Origin of the sequence: Halanaerobium saccharolyticum (genome assembly GCF_004362045.1) — a bacterium.
GTDB classification, from domain to species: Bacteria; Bacillota; Halanaerobiia; order Halanaerobiales; family Halanaerobiaceae; genus Halanaerobium; species Halanaerobium saccharolyticum_C.
The window spans coordinates 97,981-109,959 of record NZ_SNWX01000006.1 but is presented as its reverse complement, the minus strand read 5'-3'; the positions used below and the strand labels follow the sequence as shown (position 1 = coordinate 109,959).

Genomic DNA, 11,979 nt, shown 5'->3' with positions numbered 1-11,979 from the left:
GAAATTAAGAGCTATTCCAGGTATTACTATAATTGTGATAAAAGTTATTATTTCTAACACTATACATTCACAACCTCTCTAAAATTAATATCCGGATACTTAGCAAGCAGTAGCTTCTTTTTCAGCTTATACACCTGAGTCTTATGTCCCTTGACATCCACTACCTCAACTGATCCGTCTGAATAAGTTATCTTAAAATCAGCTATATATTTAATTCCCCGGCCAGTCACCCGGTCCTTATTTTTCTCCAGGAGAACAAATTTAGGCTGCAGCTCAAACTCTTTCACTTCCCCAGCTGCTTTTAAAAGCTTTAGATTTTCATAAAACCTAGCCTCTTTCTTACTATCAAACTTTATTCCATCTACAAGTGGCTTTTTATTATTATATTTATTCTTCCTGGTTGATTTATTTTGCTCCTTTCTTTCCATTTTGATTAGTTCCCATTCTCCCTTAGGTATCCCCATCTTTTTGGCATCTTCCTCTGAATTTATAAACACTCTAGTCATTGCTCAAAAGGACACCTCTCTTCCATTTCTCCCGACTGCACTACTGGTATATCATATTTCATCAACAACTCTTTTAAATCGCAGTTGTGCTTATCCTCTGGCTCTAAGTCGCACCCTCTGCAGTTACTATAGAGAGTAAAATTAATGATATCGTAAAGATCATCTGTTTCTATTGCGGTAATATCATCAGTCTTTCTCATTTTCTTCTTTTTCTTTCGGGCCTGATCAGTATAATCAAGCGATAATTTAGTCTGACTGACCATTTCATCAATATTATTTTGCTGGTCTTTAGTAATTCTATCCTGCAGCATGTCGACTACTTTGCCAGTGTAGGTCCTTGCCATTTTGATAGTTCTCATAAATTTAGTTGACTTATCAATCTTTTCATTTTCTTCATAATCATCAATTTTGCTTTCATAAAAAGCTTTAAAATGAGTCAATATCTCTGCAATTTTCTGATCCTGTCTGCTTAAAAATTTAGGCATTGGCTGCATCCCCTCCGTTATTATCTCTAGCAAAGTCCAGGAATCTCACATTATCCGCATTGACTTCTTGATTGATGTAGGTCCTTCCATCATTCTCTGACTTCTTAATCTGCAAGGACCCGTCCACTCCAACAAGTCTACCTTTTCCCAGGTGCCTGGCACAATTTTCAGCCAAACCTCTCCAGGTGACGATGTTTATAAAATCAACATCTCTGTCTCCATCTCGGTTTGTATAATTTCTTTCTACTGCCAGTGTAAAATTACAGACCGGGGTTCCATTGCTGGTATAGCGAAGTTCTGGATCTCGAGTTAACCGGCCAATTAAAACTATTCTATTGAGCATCTTCTACATTCCTCCATTTCCCATAATTAGTATCTGCTATATCTTTAATGTCATCTAGCAGTTCGTTTAAAACTTCCTTCGGTGCTTCTTCTGGTCTATATTCAATCATTTCAGCTATACCCTCAAATTCTTTGTCCATTTCTAAATGCTCATCTAAAACTTTATCGACAAAATTTTCAATTCTTGATAGCTCGCTTAATGCTCGTTCTATAGGTTCGTTTTCTTTTCCAGGTGGTAAAGTTAAATCGCTACTTGAAGTTTGCAATACCTCTCTAATGTCATCAATTATTAATTTAAAATTTTCTTCCACTTAAAACACCTTCTTTCAAAATTATTAAATCATCTTCTAAATATTCACATTCTCCCTCTTCTTGAGTGCCTTCGATTTTAATTCTATCCCAAACTTTAGGTATTAAAGTAAAACTTTCTTTTATATCTTTATGAATAAACACTCTAAAAGATTTATTTTCATTATCAGAGTGCATATACTCTACATGTCTTTGAAATGTATTAAAACCAAAAGCATCTGACATGCTAGCATTTTTATGCAAACTGTATGTTAAACCGTCAACATGATGCAATATAGTTTGAAGCAGCGGGTGCCACTTTGCTGTATAAAGATAAATCTTAATATCAGGATTTATTTTTTCTATTTCTTTGATCAAGTCTAATGTTTCCTGCGGATAAAGCATTGGTTCTCCACCGGTGATTATTATTTCTCCATAATTTTTGACAAAATCTAAATCATCTTTTTCGACAGCCTGATCAATCACACTCTTATAATTATTAACACAATACGAGCAATTTTTATCGCAATCAAATGTAATTATTACTCTAGCACTTTTCATTTCATCATCCTCCCATTCCCAACAACTGGGGCTTCTGTCTTTACTTAAACCTGAATAAAGCAGTTTTAAATTTTTTTCGAGCTCTTTACCCTTATAAAATTTATTACAAATTTTACAGGTTAGCTCTTCGATTTCGCCCTGAGTATATTCTCCAACCAGGGTAAAATTAATTTTAGTATTGCAATTCGGGCAATGAAATAAATAATCTTCCTCCTTTCGATCAAGGCCGATATCTTTTTCTGTAAATGGCTCCACCTTAAATCCCTTTAGTTTAATTCCTTTAAAATATACACTTATATTTTTTTCATCCATAACTTACCCCTTTCTGGTCATCCCCTCAACTTCTATGCCACTTTTTGAATTATTAACTTTGATAATTGGTATATTAGTAATATCAAATTCTTTATTACAATCAGAACATTTGATAATACATTTATCATTATTATCTTTGAAATCAGAAAGTGCTGTGCATAAAAATAATTTGGTGCCACAATCACAAACTCCCTCAATTTTTAAACTAGGTTCCATCTTATTTAATATCATTTTTTATCATCTCCTATAATAAATCCTCAACATATTTTTTATTTTTAGCTCTGAATTTAGATCTGAACAAATCAAATCTGACTCTATTTTCTTCAACTTTATAAGCAAATATATATCCATGTCTTATTAGTTCGTTTATAGCAGCTTTAACTTCATGCTCCGAATTACTAAAATGGTGAGCTATAAACTTGATATTAGTTTTATCAGTCCATTCTAGCTGGTCCCATAAATGATTCATAACACATCATAATTTCTATATACTTTCTGTCATAAACAAAAGTAGTTCTTTTCCCCTTTTCTTTAACTATTGAATCGAGCCATTTTTTCAAGGCTTCCATCTCTTCTTTTTTTAAATACCACGGGCTTTTTACCATCTTGTTTGACAAAGGGATTAAATCAGCAACACCTTCTTCGACACTGGTATAAATGGCCATAATTACATCACTCCAAAAAGATTTTTTATTTCATTTTCTATCATTCTTTTGTAATTTCGGCCGTACTTCATAGCAAGACCGTATCTAAAATCGTTTCTAATTTTTTCCCTAGTCTCATAAGTATTCGGCTCTCTTGAGTATAAATGTGCAATATCATGAGCACCAATAGCAGTGATTTTAAATTCAAATTCATTTTGAAGATAATGAATAAATAGATCTTTAAGAATAGAATCATTTAAAAATTCCTTAAATTTATTCATCAATTATCACCCTCCCCAGTTATCCGCTTGACTTCCTCGAACATTTCATCAGCACTCATATTGCTAATATCTATTGTCTCTTTAACTTTCCTACCTTTTTCCTGATAAGTGACACCCATCGTTTCTTTAGCCATTATTTCCTCCCTTCAAACCATTCAACAAATTCTCCTAATTTTTCTAAAACTTCAATCTTAATTTCATTACCTTCATAATATATTTCCAACTTTTCGCCTTTTTGATTACCACCATTATAGTTGAATTCCGGTTTTAAGTTATCCACTTCACCCTCCAATCTGAATACTTATATTATCAACCAACCAAATAATAACTTCTATCCATTTCCATAGCCCCATTGGTACAAATAATACACCGACTACTATTAGTGCTTTGATATAAAATTCAAAAGCCTCTCCAATACCTTCTAGCATTTTACCCTCCTATCTAACCGGGCATAACCCGGAATCGCAGTCACTTCCGACATCTCTGTCAAATCCCCCATCATTTGCTGCACTTTGATTATCATGCATTGTAATGATTGTCTTTTTAAATTTCTTCTTCTCTTTCCGGGCCCCAACTACATCCATAGAGTCCTGGTATTTACCTCTATAAACCTGATCTGGTTTCTTTTTCATTTCTAAAAATACTAACTGCCCGATCAACATGCCTGGATGCAGCTGGATAATGTTGCTTGAATCATTAACTATCTCAAGAGTAACTTTACCTCTGTAGCCCGGATCAATCCACCCGGCCGTTATATGTACCCTTATCCCCCATCTGGCAATAGTAGATTTTCCGGCAAGCATTGCGGTCAAATTATCGGGCACATGAATAAACTCTTGAGTAGCACCTAAAACAAATTCACCCGGTTTAAGCAGCTTTTCTTCAACGGCTACGGGTCTATATTCCATTTTATCCACAGTCGGGTCCATTACTCTACCTTTGAATTTCTCAACTAAAAACTTATCTCCTAAAGTTATATCCAAAGATGCCGGCTGTAAATTATCCTCCACAAATGGTTCTATATTATCTCTTAACGGTCTGATCATGTTATCTGGTAAAATCATTATTTGCCTCCTAAAGATTTAATTATCTTGCCGAAATTTAGCATCGTCAGTCTTGCAATTTCTTCAACAACTTTTTTCCTAACTTCTTCTTTGCTATAATCATCCTCCAGTAATTCTTTTTCTTTTTTCTTTGCAACCATTTGTATTTCTTCTGTTATCTCCTTAAAATCAGGATTGCTTTCAATAAAATCATCAACCAATTCATTTACCATGCTAATTTCATCATCAATTTTTTCAAAGTGCTCAGGTGAACGCTCCGGAACAATCACTTCACCATTATCTATGTCAATAAAAGGTGGATATTCCTGAGCATAAATTATCTTTACTTCATCCCCTTTACTAACACTCGCCGATATATTTTTCTTAGCTCTGACTGTCATTCCAGCTTTGCATTCTTTAATATTCATTTTATCCCCCTTAATTACCTTGTCATAGCCATCAAAATAAATGCCCCTAATACTAAAATCCAACCAAAAATGTTATCCATCACTAACCTCCTTAATTTGTTTAGCTAAACTTTCAGAATATATTTGTCTCTCTAATCTCAAAGAAGTGCGATAATGCTTTGTTTTTTGCTTTTCCCGAACTGAATCTTTAATTAATTTTTCTATCAATTTTCTTTGCTCGCTAATTTGCTGATCAAGAATAATATAAGTTAAAGCAATCCCAATAAGAAAACCAATTATTAAGTTCCCCATGTATCCTCCTTTTTAAAATCTATCCTTATCTAATCCATCTTTCATGCCATCCTCATAACCTTTCTGATAACTGTCTACTGCAAAAACACCTAATATCATCATTCCTGCAAATCCACCAATAAAAAATGCGACTAACTCACTCAAAGTCTGGCACCTTCCTTTCAAAATACTTTTCAACCTCTTCCCTGACTATTTGTCTAATATATTTAGTCAGTTTTTCTTCATCTATTCTAGTTTCTGGAACATCAAGGGCAAATTTCTTTTCCTTTGCCATCTTCAACCTCCCGTCTAATTTTTTCCCAGTATTCTCGATTTCCGTTTCTTACCTCACCCTCTGGAATAAATTCATCTTCAATTAGTGTTTCATCTAAAATATGCTGACAGACAGGGCACCAATAAGCATGAAATATATCACCATCCGTATAAGTAACAACATTCATCTTTGTGCCCGCTGGAATATTCCTTTCGCAACCTACACAATTGTGTACTTTTCTAGTTTTGACTGTTTTCGCCCCGATTATTCTCATCAGCATCCACCTTCCTTTCGGCATCCTCAATGATCTGATCTATTTGATATTCACTTAACTGCGGATGATCTTCCATTAGCTTTTCTTTTAAGTCCATTATTCTAGCTCCTTAAGTTTATTTTCTAAATAACTTTTAACACATGATTTAGCTACTTCTTCCGTTAATAATTCTTTTGGTAATTTGCTTTCTATTCCATTAGTGTAACCATCAATAGTTTTATATTCTTTAATATATATAATTTCAGTTCTTCTAACTTTAACATAATCATAATCAAATTTTTTTAAATTACCTTTCTCGACCTCTTCTTTTAAATAAAGATTACCTAATGTAACTTTAATTTCTTGCATTTTGACCTCCTAAAAAATGCTTTCCTTGATTAAATTTAATGGTGGCATTACTGGCTCCCCGCATTTTGGACAGCTATCTAAATATTTAATATTTACTCTTGAATTTTTGAAATCATACTTGCAATTAATACAATACCTCTCATACAATTCAGAATGACCTAAACTTAAATTAACTTTTATTTTGTTATCTTCCATTCAATCACCCTTTCTTATACAAATCTGCTCCACTATACTTTAATAGCTTCTCCATGCCACCATAATCTTTGATTATTCTGTCTGCATCTTTTATTGCCGGGCCTTCAAATTTATTGATTTTATCGCCTATATCAATAAGGTTATTTACAGTTTCGAGATTTTTAGTGCTTAAATCTTTATGAACTTCATCTAATATATCTTTAGCCTCCAAAACTAATTTTTCCCTTTCTTCCCGGTTACAGTATTCTTCATACTCCTTAACCACCTTATCTATACGATCACCTGTCACCATTCCAATTTCACCCTGGGCCCTTGCCTGATAAGTTATGTTAACCATCTTCTCAAATAATTCTTTCATTTTATCCATTTTTTAACCTCCTATAACTTTCTCCCTCAAAGTTTAATAAGTATTTACCATTGCCAGCTGCTTCAATCATTCTCTCGACAACTCTTTCAGAAACATGACTAAATAAATCACCTGCATCTAAATTAGTTGTGATTATAGTTGGCAGCAGCTCATTATATCTGTGGTTTAAAACTATATACATTTTCTCTCGCTGCCATTCAGAAGATTTTTCAGTGCCAAGATCATCTATTATCAAAAATGGAGTATTTTTATATTTATTCATTAACTCTTGCTCATTTTTTACTTTAGAATCATAACTGTCTCTGATTGCCTGTATCATTTCTGAGCTAGAAATGAACATCACCTTCCCCATTCCGCTATAAATTGTACTCCTGGACCTTTCAGCTTCCTTGGCAGCGAAATAATTTAAGCAGTCTTTGGCTGTTGCTATTGCTAAATGAGTCTTTCCTAAACCATAACCTCCAGTTAAAATTAACCAATGACCTTTTTGGAAATGCTCTTCAAAATTATCTGCATAATTTTTTACTGCCTTAAAAGCTTTTTCATCTCCCTGATCGGTGTCATAATTATCGAAACCTTTATTTCTAAAACGCTTAGGGACTTTAAATTTCTTAAGCATTGACTCACAAATTAACTCAGTCTGCCTTTCTTTGCTTATTAAATTAGACTTATCAGTTGAACATTGCTGCGAATTCTTCTTTTGATTTACTTCCTTTTTCTTCTTCTCCACCAGATTCTTTATGTTCCCCTCCATAGTCTTGACCTCCTAAATATTCTTTCCAGTGTTCATCTCTACCCAAAAATGTCTTAATGTGCATCACCCATTTTTCTTCGGTGCCATCTTTTTTGCAATTTGCTGCATAATTTTTAGCCGCTTCAATCAAATCATCTTGTTCAACACCTTTTCGCCTGGTAGCTGCCCACTTTCTCCAGCCAGCTTTTTTATTACCCCGGCTATAAGGATAAAGCGAATATAATCTCTCATAATCTTTTGGGTAATCATAACGGCCATTATCTTTTTTGTTTAGAGAAAATTCGTCAGACTCTGTGTCGGATTTTTCCGACGAACTATCTTTACTTTCCTTTAGTTTAGTTTCCTTTAGTTTACTTTGTGGGTTTTCGTCACCGGAAACCTCTTTGCTTTCGGGTTTCTGATTCGAAAACTCTTTATCATTCGGGTTATCGGTATCGAAAACAGGTTTTTGGGGTACTCCACAACTTCTTTTACTGTACACATCTGCCACATTTTCAATAAAGTTATCGGACCAAATGATATTATTTTCCCAGCATTTTTTATCAATTGCATCTAAGTCAGCTAACAAATTTAGTATTTCTTCTGCCTTTTCCCGACTGACATTGGTTTTTGCACATAAAAACTCTATATCAGTGGGGTTTTCGTAACGATAACTATGTCCTTCAGTAGATCCTAATATTTCTAACAATTTAAACCAGAAAGCATAACCATCATTCCCGAACTTACTTTCTAATATGGTCATTGTTTTTCCTTGCTTAATTATGTGAGGGAAGTAATCTACAGTTTGCTTTTTTGGCCTTGCCATCTAATCACCTACCTTACCCGGGCAAAATTCTTTTTGGCATATCCCGTTTATAATTCTCCAACTTGTTTCATTTTTCTTATTGCCGCACCTGTAATTGAATGGTTTATCCTCCTCATAAAAAGGGCATTCTGAGCTTCTAACACTAAGGGTAACTTCCCATGGCATTTAATCACCTACTAAAAATCTTTCCAGTATATTGATTCAGTAATCTTTTTTGTCGATCTACAGTAATCACATTTTCCACATCTGTGTGGTTCTTTCTTTCCTGCCCAGACGTCTACAACTCTTTCAGCGACTATTTCAAGTTCTTCCAGCTTATCCTGTATCCAATCAGTCCCAAAATAGATTACAGCCTTATCTGGCGGGTCCTGCTTATCCACTACTGCAATATGAGGCATGTAATAACTATCAAGCTCCCTCTGCTGCTTAATCAGTTCTGCATAGACTGCCATTTGAATATCATAACCCCAGTAATTAATGAAATTTTGATATTCCTGAGCGTGTTCATTATAATAATCTCTGCCAATTTCTCGGGTAGTTTTCAAATCTGTGAAGGTCTGAAATTCATCATTCAAGACATCAACTTTTGCTTTCCAGGGAACTCCGAAGAGCTCCCCAGTAATTATTTCTTCCTTGCCGCCCTGCAGCACCTTCATCATGTAATCATCATCTTTGATAGTCTCGATCATCTTGTCAGCATGTTTATATTTGGCATACAACCCACCGTTCTGCTTGAATAATTCGGGAGTGTTAGCCATAAAACTGTCAAGCTTACCTTCGGCCCAAGCGTGAATATATGAGCCCATGAGCATTGCTGAACTAGGTTCTTCTTCCCATTCTCCATTTATTTTTGCTACAGCCTTAGCCTCGCAACCATATGAGTACCAGGGCAGAAATGATTTGAAAGTTGAGACTGACATATATTCAGAATTTGCTTTTTTTGAATGATAATTTTCATCAGTTAATTTAAGCATTATTTTTTTCACTCTCCTTAATAGTATCCTCAACATCTTTTGCAAAGTCATCCTCTGGTTCTTTTTCATCCTGATCATAAGGCGACTTCTCTTCCGGACCGAAATCAAAGAAATCTTCAACTCCTGCCATTTCATCTTCAATACTTCTGTATATTCTACCGAGCTTTAAAACATCATTTTGAGTAAATGCGGCTGCCTTGCAACCAATTTTTTCTTCTAACATTTCTTGATTAACTCCAAGCTCCGCAAAAGCGTTAACCATTTTTTCAATTCTTTGCTCCAATGACTGACCGTTCTTATTAGCAAGAGTTTTCTCAGCTTGGTCAACAGCTTCCTCTGCAACGTGCTTTGGTATAACTCCTAGAATGCAGGCTCTCATTCTTCTAGCGCCCATGTTTGCTGTCATTTCGTAAATATCTCGAGCTGATTCAAGTTCTTTTTTCCCGTATTTTGTGTCACGGACATGCTTAACAGTAAATATTCTAGTTTCTCTGGTATTGGTCTCTAAATCCCAACAATAAGCCATCATTTCTGAAGAGCCGTTTTTTTGCTCTAACTCAATAATTCCATAGTCCAAATTACCCCAACTGCGAGCCATGGTTTCTGCAAGCCTAATAGATGGCCCTTTAACTTTTGTTCCGCCACGAGGATATTCATAAGTTGCCTGTTCTGCCAGACTCTGCCGAGTGCAAGCATTTATGATTTTGTTCATAGCTTGCTCCTCGTCGCGAGGGAATCTTTTTGCAACAACCATAGCTGCCTGTACTTCCTGCGCCTGTCTTGATGATGCCATTCCTTGAACTGCTGACTGCTTTCCTTGATTTTGTAAACTCATTTCGTTTTTACTCATTATTCCCACTCCTTATTTTTCGTTTTCCATCTTCAGTATCTTTGGTAATTGTTACAAAAGCCTGAATATCATTTTCTTCACACATACTTAATATTTTTTGCTGCTCTGATTGATTTAAATTATTAAAACCATCTAAACACATAACTTTCAATCTTCCCATACGCTGCAAAGCAATCTTGAATGCTACTTCTATCTTTTCTCCATCCGATAGACCATCAAGTAAAATTCCATCAATTCTGATTAATCCTTCTTCATCTACGCTAATACCTTCCAGTGGCAGTTCATGTTGTTTTAACAGTTCTCCAGGCTTTTCTCTTGCTATCTCAATCAAATTAGTAAGATGATCGCTGTAGTCTTTTTTCTTAGCAAGTTTCCCATCTCTAATGTCAACCATTCTGTTCCACTCGTTCAAGTATTCTCTCATTTCAGCGACTTCGTCAGCTTTATCCTGTAGTGGTTTAATATCAATCTTTTCTTTTTTATCTAGAAAATCTTTAGCTGAGCCTAAGCTGTTTTTTTGATTTTCAATTTTCTGTGCAGTTTCCTGATCCACTGACTTAAGCTCTAATTCTAACTGATTATCTAAACCGTTAAGCTCTGATTTTTTAGCTGATATTTTTTCTCTTTGATATTGAATTGTTTCGTTTATTTCATGTTTTCTATTAGAAGCATTCTCCTCATTTTCTTCTTTTTCTTGCTTTGCTTTAGCTTTCAATATCTCAATTTCCTTCTGCAGCCAATCGTCAACCAATTCATTATCTGTCTTTAGCTGATTATCAACCTCGACAATTTCTTTCTTTTTCTGCTCAATCTTATTTTTCTTAAGTTCGATTAACTCCTTAATTTCCTCTTTCTTATTTCTATACTCTTCCCGAATATCGTTCCGCTCTGACTGGCCTTCTGCCTTAATTTTAGCAATCCTATCTTCAAAGTTTTCTCGAATTGATTCAGCTTTATCTATTTTCTGATTAATATCTCTGGCTTTTGAAACTTTATCATAGTATTCCTGAACCTTTTCATTCTGCCACTTTTCACCGTCATAATTTGGCGGCAATTCTCTTTCAATCCCTTTCACCTGAGCTTCGAGCGATTTGATTTGCCTATTGACTTCCTGGCGCTCTTTATAATATTTATTCTCAATATCTTTAAGAATTTGTAACAGATGTTTAGAGGTGTTAATGTTGCTCAAAACATCTTCACCAAACCAGCCATTGATTTCATCTGCAGAATAATCCATTTTTATCATACTGAGTATAATTTCTGTCTGCTCTGAAATTTTTAAATCTATAAAATCAAGTGGCCTAAATATATCTCCCGACAAAAACTTCCTCAGCTGGCCTTCTGTAGATTTTGAAATCATGTCGCCTTGTAATTTAAGATAATCACTTTTATCATTTCTAAGTCTGCGATCAATTTCTAAACCTTCATCAGTGGCAACAAATAATAAAGCTTCATCTTCTCCGTGTCTGATAACTTCTGTTCTTCTTTGATTATTAGAAAAAACTCTCTCAATTGATTCAGTAATACTAGATTTGCCAGTTCCTTTCGGGCCTTCGATAATATTAATGCCTGGTGATGGGTCCCAATCAAACTCTTCTATTCCAATGTAATTGCTTATTTTAATTTTTTTGATTTTCATTTTTATCCTCCTTTTTTCTTTTCCAGTTAATCCAGTCAACATAATCTCTTAATTCCTGATTATCCTCCACATTTTCTTTGAGCCAGACAAGTGAATTTAGCATTATGACCACTTTTCCAAGTTCTGAGAGTGGAAATCTGTGCAAGAATTTGTTATACTATATTTAGTAATATTTTTCTTATTTCGCTCAGCTGTGCCATCAGCTGGGTTTTTTTCATTTGTTCTGATTTCTAACCACATTTTTCTTAAATCTTTAAAAAAACTCGGTGCAAATCTAAACAGTATCAATCCCCACAACAAACCCATAATGAATAACTGCCATTCTCTAACTGTTCCCAT

General features: G+C 34.7%; 28 protein-coding genes. All 28 read right to left on the bottom strand.

Annotated features, from left to right (window positions below; all coding sequences use genetic code 11):
- Positions 1-59: 59 nt before the first annotated feature.
- The 28 genes from DFR79_RS05865 to DFR79_RS05770 all read right to left on the bottom strand — a co-directional run bounded on the left by DFR79_RS05865 (position 60) and on the right by DFR79_RS05770 (position 11,979).
- On the bottom strand, positions 60-506 hold the full coding sequence (locus DFR79_RS05865; RefSeq protein WP_208107501.1) for a DUF1064 domain-containing protein: 447 nt from the start codon (positions 504-506) through the stop codon (positions 60-62).
- Complete coding sequence (locus DFR79_RS05860; protein WP_133514564.1) at positions 503-991, bottom strand: DUF5651 domain-containing protein; 489 nt, start codon at positions 989-991, stop codon at positions 503-505. Before DFR79_RS05860 ends, DFR79_RS05865 begins: the two co-directional genes overlap by 4 nt.
- Positions 984-1,334 carry a single-stranded DNA-binding protein gene (locus DFR79_RS05855; RefSeq protein WP_133514563.1) on the bottom strand — a complete coding sequence of 117 codons (351 nt, stop codon included), beginning with the start codon at positions 1,332-1,334 and terminating at the stop codon, positions 984-986. Before DFR79_RS05855 ends, DFR79_RS05860 begins: the two co-directional genes overlap by 8 nt.
- Positions 1,324-1,644, bottom strand: coding sequence for a hypothetical protein (locus DFR79_RS05850; protein WP_133514562.1), 321 nt, complete (start codon positions 1,642-1,644; stop codon positions 1,324-1,326). Before DFR79_RS05850 ends, DFR79_RS05855 begins: the two co-directional genes overlap by 11 nt.
- Positions 1,628-2,494, bottom strand: a complete 867-nt coding sequence (locus DFR79_RS05845; RefSeq protein WP_133514561.1) for a 4Fe-4S cluster-binding domain-containing protein — start codon at positions 2,492-2,494, stop codon at positions 1,628-1,630. The genes DFR79_RS05850 and DFR79_RS05845 overlap by 17 nt, the downstream gene beginning before the upstream one ends.
- Positions 2,495-2,497: 3 nt before the next feature.
- Entirely contained in the window at positions 2,498-2,725 is a 228-nt protein-coding gene (locus tag DFR79_RS05840; protein WP_133514560.1) for a hypothetical protein, read from the bottom strand.
- A 203-nt stretch (positions 2,726-2,928) separates the two neighbouring features.
- Positions 2,929-3,159 carry a hypothetical protein gene (locus DFR79_RS05835; RefSeq protein WP_133514559.1) on the bottom strand — a complete coding sequence of 77 codons (231 nt, stop codon included), beginning with the start codon at positions 3,157-3,159 and terminating at the stop codon, positions 2,929-2,931.
- 2 nt (positions 3,160-3,161) lie between these two features.
- On the bottom strand, positions 3,162-3,419 hold the full coding sequence (locus DFR79_RS05830) for a hypothetical protein (RefSeq protein ID WP_133514558.1): 258 nt from the start codon (positions 3,417-3,419) through the stop codon (positions 3,162-3,164).
- Entirely contained in the window at positions 3,419-3,553 is a 135-nt protein-coding gene (locus DFR79_RS16410; RefSeq protein WP_279512871.1) for a hypothetical protein, read from the bottom strand. Before DFR79_RS16410 ends, DFR79_RS05830 begins: the two co-directional genes overlap by 1 nt.
- The gene (locus DFR79_RS16090) at positions 3,553-3,699 is read right to left on the bottom strand and encodes a hypothetical protein (protein ID WP_166637986.1); all 147 of its coding nucleotides are present in this window, start codon (positions 3,697-3,699) and stop codon (positions 3,553-3,555) included. Before DFR79_RS16090 ends, DFR79_RS16410 begins: the two co-directional genes overlap by 1 nt.
- A 1-nt stretch (position 3,700) precedes the next feature.
- The gene (locus DFR79_RS16085; RefSeq protein WP_166637985.1) at positions 3,701-3,847 is read right to left on the bottom strand and encodes a hypothetical protein; all 147 of its coding nucleotides are present in this window, start codon (positions 3,845-3,847) and stop codon (positions 3,701-3,703) included.
- A gap of 9 nt (positions 3,848-3,856) precedes the next feature.
- On the bottom strand, positions 3,857-4,483 hold the full coding sequence (gene dcd / locus DFR79_RS05825) for a dCTP deaminase (protein ID WP_133514557.1): 627 nt from the start codon (positions 4,481-4,483) through the stop codon (positions 3,857-3,859).
- Complete coding sequence (locus DFR79_RS05820; RefSeq protein ID WP_133514556.1) at positions 4,483-4,890, bottom strand: hypothetical protein; 408 nt, start codon at positions 4,888-4,890, stop codon at positions 4,483-4,485. Before DFR79_RS05820 ends, dcd begins: the two co-directional genes overlap by 1 nt.
- Before the next feature lie 72 nt (positions 4,891-4,962).
- Positions 4,963-5,181 carry a hypothetical protein gene (locus DFR79_RS05815; protein WP_133514555.1) on the bottom strand — a complete coding sequence of 73 codons (219 nt, stop codon included), beginning with the start codon at positions 5,179-5,181 and terminating at the stop codon, positions 4,963-4,965.
- A gap of 12 nt (positions 5,182-5,193) precedes the next feature.
- On the bottom strand, positions 5,194-5,325 hold the full coding sequence (locus DFR79_RS16405) for a hypothetical protein (protein ID WP_279512870.1): 132 nt from the start codon (positions 5,323-5,325) through the stop codon (positions 5,194-5,196).
- Positions 5,318-5,455: a hypothetical protein gene (locus DFR79_RS16080; RefSeq protein WP_166637984.1), complete on the bottom strand. Its 138-nt coding sequence runs from the start codon at positions 5,453-5,455 to the stop codon at positions 5,318-5,320. The genes DFR79_RS16405 and DFR79_RS16080 overlap by 8 nt, the downstream gene beginning before the upstream one ends.
- Positions 5,427-5,621, bottom strand: a complete 195-nt coding sequence (locus DFR79_RS05810) for a hypothetical protein (protein WP_133514554.1) — start codon at positions 5,619-5,621, stop codon at positions 5,427-5,429. The genes DFR79_RS16080 and DFR79_RS05810 overlap by 29 nt, the downstream gene beginning before the upstream one ends.
- Positions 5,622-5,673: 52 nt before the next feature.
- Positions 5,674-5,805, bottom strand: a complete 132-nt coding sequence (locus tag DFR79_RS16400) for a hypothetical protein (RefSeq protein ID WP_279512869.1) — start codon at positions 5,803-5,805, stop codon at positions 5,674-5,676.
- Complete coding sequence (locus DFR79_RS05805) at positions 5,805-6,056, bottom strand: hypothetical protein (protein WP_133514553.1); 252 nt, start codon at positions 6,054-6,056, stop codon at positions 5,805-5,807. The genes DFR79_RS16400 and DFR79_RS05805 overlap by 1 nt, the downstream gene beginning before the upstream one ends.
- 9 nt (positions 6,057-6,065) lie before the next feature.
- A complete protein-coding gene (locus DFR79_RS05800) occupies positions 6,066-6,251 on the bottom strand; it encodes a hypothetical protein (RefSeq protein ID WP_133514552.1) in 186 nt (61 codons plus the stop codon).
- Between the two features lie 4 nt (positions 6,252-6,255).
- Entirely contained in the window at positions 6,256-6,618 is a 363-nt protein-coding gene (locus tag DFR79_RS05795; protein WP_133514551.1) for a hypothetical protein, read from the bottom strand.
- The gene (locus tag DFR79_RS05790) at positions 6,611-7,372 is read right to left on the bottom strand and encodes an ATP-binding protein (protein WP_133514550.1); all 762 of its coding nucleotides are present in this window, start codon (positions 7,370-7,372) and stop codon (positions 6,611-6,613) included. Before DFR79_RS05790 ends, DFR79_RS05795 begins: the two co-directional genes overlap by 8 nt.
- Entirely contained in the window at positions 7,290-8,177 is an 888-nt protein-coding gene (locus tag DFR79_RS05785) for a Lin1244/Lin1753 domain-containing protein (RefSeq protein WP_133514549.1), read from the bottom strand. Before DFR79_RS05785 ends, DFR79_RS05790 begins: the two co-directional genes overlap by 83 nt.
- Positions 8,178-8,353: 176 nt before the next feature.
- Positions 8,354-9,151, bottom strand: a complete 798-nt coding sequence (locus tag DFR79_RS05780; protein ID WP_166637983.1) for a PD-(D/E)XK nuclease-like domain-containing protein — start codon at positions 9,149-9,151, stop codon at positions 8,354-8,356.
- Positions 9,144-10,001 carry a hypothetical protein gene (locus tag DFR79_RS16075; protein WP_166637982.1) on the bottom strand — a complete coding sequence of 286 codons (858 nt, stop codon included), beginning with the start codon at positions 9,999-10,001 and terminating at the stop codon, positions 9,144-9,146. The genes DFR79_RS05780 and DFR79_RS16075 overlap by 8 nt, the downstream gene beginning before the upstream one ends.
- Positions 9,994-11,640, bottom strand: a complete 1,647-nt coding sequence (locus DFR79_RS05775) for a hypothetical protein (protein WP_133514547.1) — start codon at positions 11,638-11,640, stop codon at positions 9,994-9,996. The genes DFR79_RS16075 and DFR79_RS05775 overlap by 8 nt, the downstream gene beginning before the upstream one ends.
- Positions 11,621-11,743, bottom strand: a complete 123-nt coding sequence (locus tag DFR79_RS16395; RefSeq protein ID WP_279512868.1) for a hypothetical protein — start codon at positions 11,741-11,743, stop codon at positions 11,621-11,623. The genes DFR79_RS05775 and DFR79_RS16395 overlap by 20 nt, the downstream gene beginning before the upstream one ends.
- Positions 11,743-11,979, bottom strand: coding sequence for a hypothetical protein (locus DFR79_RS05770; protein ID WP_133514546.1), 237 nt, complete (start codon positions 11,977-11,979; stop codon positions 11,743-11,745). Before DFR79_RS05770 ends, DFR79_RS16395 begins: the two co-directional genes overlap by 1 nt.

What these genes read in the sequence shown, in the direction of transcription:
- DFR79_RS05770 (WP_133514546.1), bottom strand. Translation starts at nt 11,979, where the DNA reads ATGGGAACAGTTAGAGAATGGCAGTTATTCATTATGGGTTTGTTGTGG.
- DFR79_RS16400 (WP_279512869.1), bottom strand. Translation starts at nt 5,805, where the DNA reads ATGGACTTAAAAGAAAAGCTAATGGAAGATCATCCGCAGTTAAGTGAA.
- DFR79_RS05815 (WP_133514555.1), bottom strand. Translation starts at nt 5,181, where the DNA reads ATGGGGAACTTAATAATTGGTTTTCTTATTGGGATTGCTTTAACTTAT.
- DFR79_RS05780 (WP_166637983.1), bottom strand. Translation starts at nt 9,151, where the DNA reads ATGCTTAAATTAACTGATGAAAATTATCATTCAAAAAAAGCAAATTCT.
- DFR79_RS16410 (WP_279512871.1), bottom strand. Translation starts at nt 3,553, where the DNA reads ATGGCTAAAGAAACGATGGGTGTCACTTATCAGGAAAAAGGTAGGAAA.
- DFR79_RS05835 (WP_133514559.1), bottom strand. Translation starts at nt 3,159, where the DNA reads ATGGCCATTTATACCAGTGTCGAAGAAGGTGTTGCTGATTTAATCCCT.
- DFR79_RS05795 (WP_133514551.1), bottom strand. Translation starts at nt 6,618, where the DNA reads ATGGATAAAATGAAAGAATTATTTGAGAAGATGGTTAACATAACTTAT.
- DFR79_RS05820 (WP_133514556.1), bottom strand. Translation starts at nt 4,890, where the DNA reads ATGAATATTAAAGAATGCAAAGCTGGAATGACAGTCAGAGCTAAGAAA.
- DFR79_RS05845 (WP_133514561.1), bottom strand. Translation starts at nt 2,494, where the DNA reads ATGGATGAAAAAAATATAAGTGTATATTTTAAAGGAATTAAACTAAAG.
- DFR79_RS05805 (WP_133514553.1), bottom strand. Translation starts at nt 6,056, where the DNA reads ATGCAAGAAATTAAAGTTACATTAGGTAATCTTTATTTAAAAGAAGAG.
- DFR79_RS05840 (WP_133514560.1), bottom strand. Translation starts at nt 2,725, where the DNA reads ATGATATTAAATAAGATGGAACCTAGTTTAAAAATTGAGGGAGTTTGT.
- dcd (WP_133514557.1), bottom strand. Translation starts at nt 4,483, where the DNA reads ATGATTTTACCAGATAACATGATCAGACCGTTAAGAGATAATATAGAA.
- DFR79_RS05810 (WP_133514554.1), bottom strand. Translation starts at nt 5,621, where the DNA reads ATGAATGTTGTTACTTATACGGATGGTGATATATTTCATGCTTATTGG.
- DFR79_RS05830 (WP_133514558.1), bottom strand. Translation starts at nt 3,419, where the DNA reads ATGAATAAATTTAAGGAATTTTTAAATGATTCTATTCTTAAAGATCTA.
- DFR79_RS16075 (WP_166637982.1), bottom strand. Translation starts at nt 10,001, where the DNA reads ATGAGTAAAAACGAAATGAGTTTACAAAATCAAGGAAAGCAGTCAGCA.
- DFR79_RS16080 (WP_166637984.1), bottom strand. Translation starts at nt 5,455, where the DNA reads ATGGCAAAGGAAAAGAAATTTGCCCTTGATGTTCCAGAAACTAGAATA.
- DFR79_RS16395 (WP_279512868.1), bottom strand. Translation starts at nt 11,743, where the DNA reads ATGCTAAATTCACTTGTCTGGCTCAAAGAAAATGTGGAGGATAATCAG.
- DFR79_RS16085 (WP_166637985.1), bottom strand. Translation starts at nt 3,847, where the DNA reads ATGCTAGAAGGTATTGGAGAGGCTTTTGAATTTTATATCAAAGCACTA.
- DFR79_RS05860 (WP_133514564.1), bottom strand. Translation starts at nt 991, where the DNA reads ATGCCTAAATTTTTAAGCAGACAGGATCAGAAAATTGCAGAGATATTG.
- DFR79_RS05800 (WP_133514552.1), bottom strand. Translation starts at nt 6,251, where the DNA reads ATGGAAGATAACAAAATAAAAGTTAATTTAAGTTTAGGTCATTCTGAA.
- DFR79_RS05865 (WP_208107501.1), bottom strand. Translation starts at nt 506, where the DNA reads ATGACTAGAGTGTTTATAAATTCAGAGGAAGATGCCAAAAAGATGGGG.
- DFR79_RS05785 (WP_133514549.1), bottom strand. Translation starts at nt 8,177, where the DNA reads ATGGCAAGGCCAAAAAAGCAAACTGTAGATTACTTCCCTCACATAATT.
- DFR79_RS05790 (WP_133514550.1), bottom strand. Translation starts at nt 7,372, where the DNA reads ATGGAGGGGAACATAAAGAATCTGGTGGAGAAGAAGAAAAAGGAAGTA.
- DFR79_RS05775 (WP_133514547.1), bottom strand. Translation starts at nt 11,640, where the DNA reads ATGAAAATCAAAAAAATTAAAATAAGCAATTACATTGGAATAGAAGAG.
- DFR79_RS05855 (WP_133514563.1), bottom strand. Translation starts at nt 1,334, where the DNA reads ATGCTCAATAGAATAGTTTTAATTGGCCGGTTAACTCGAGATCCAGAA.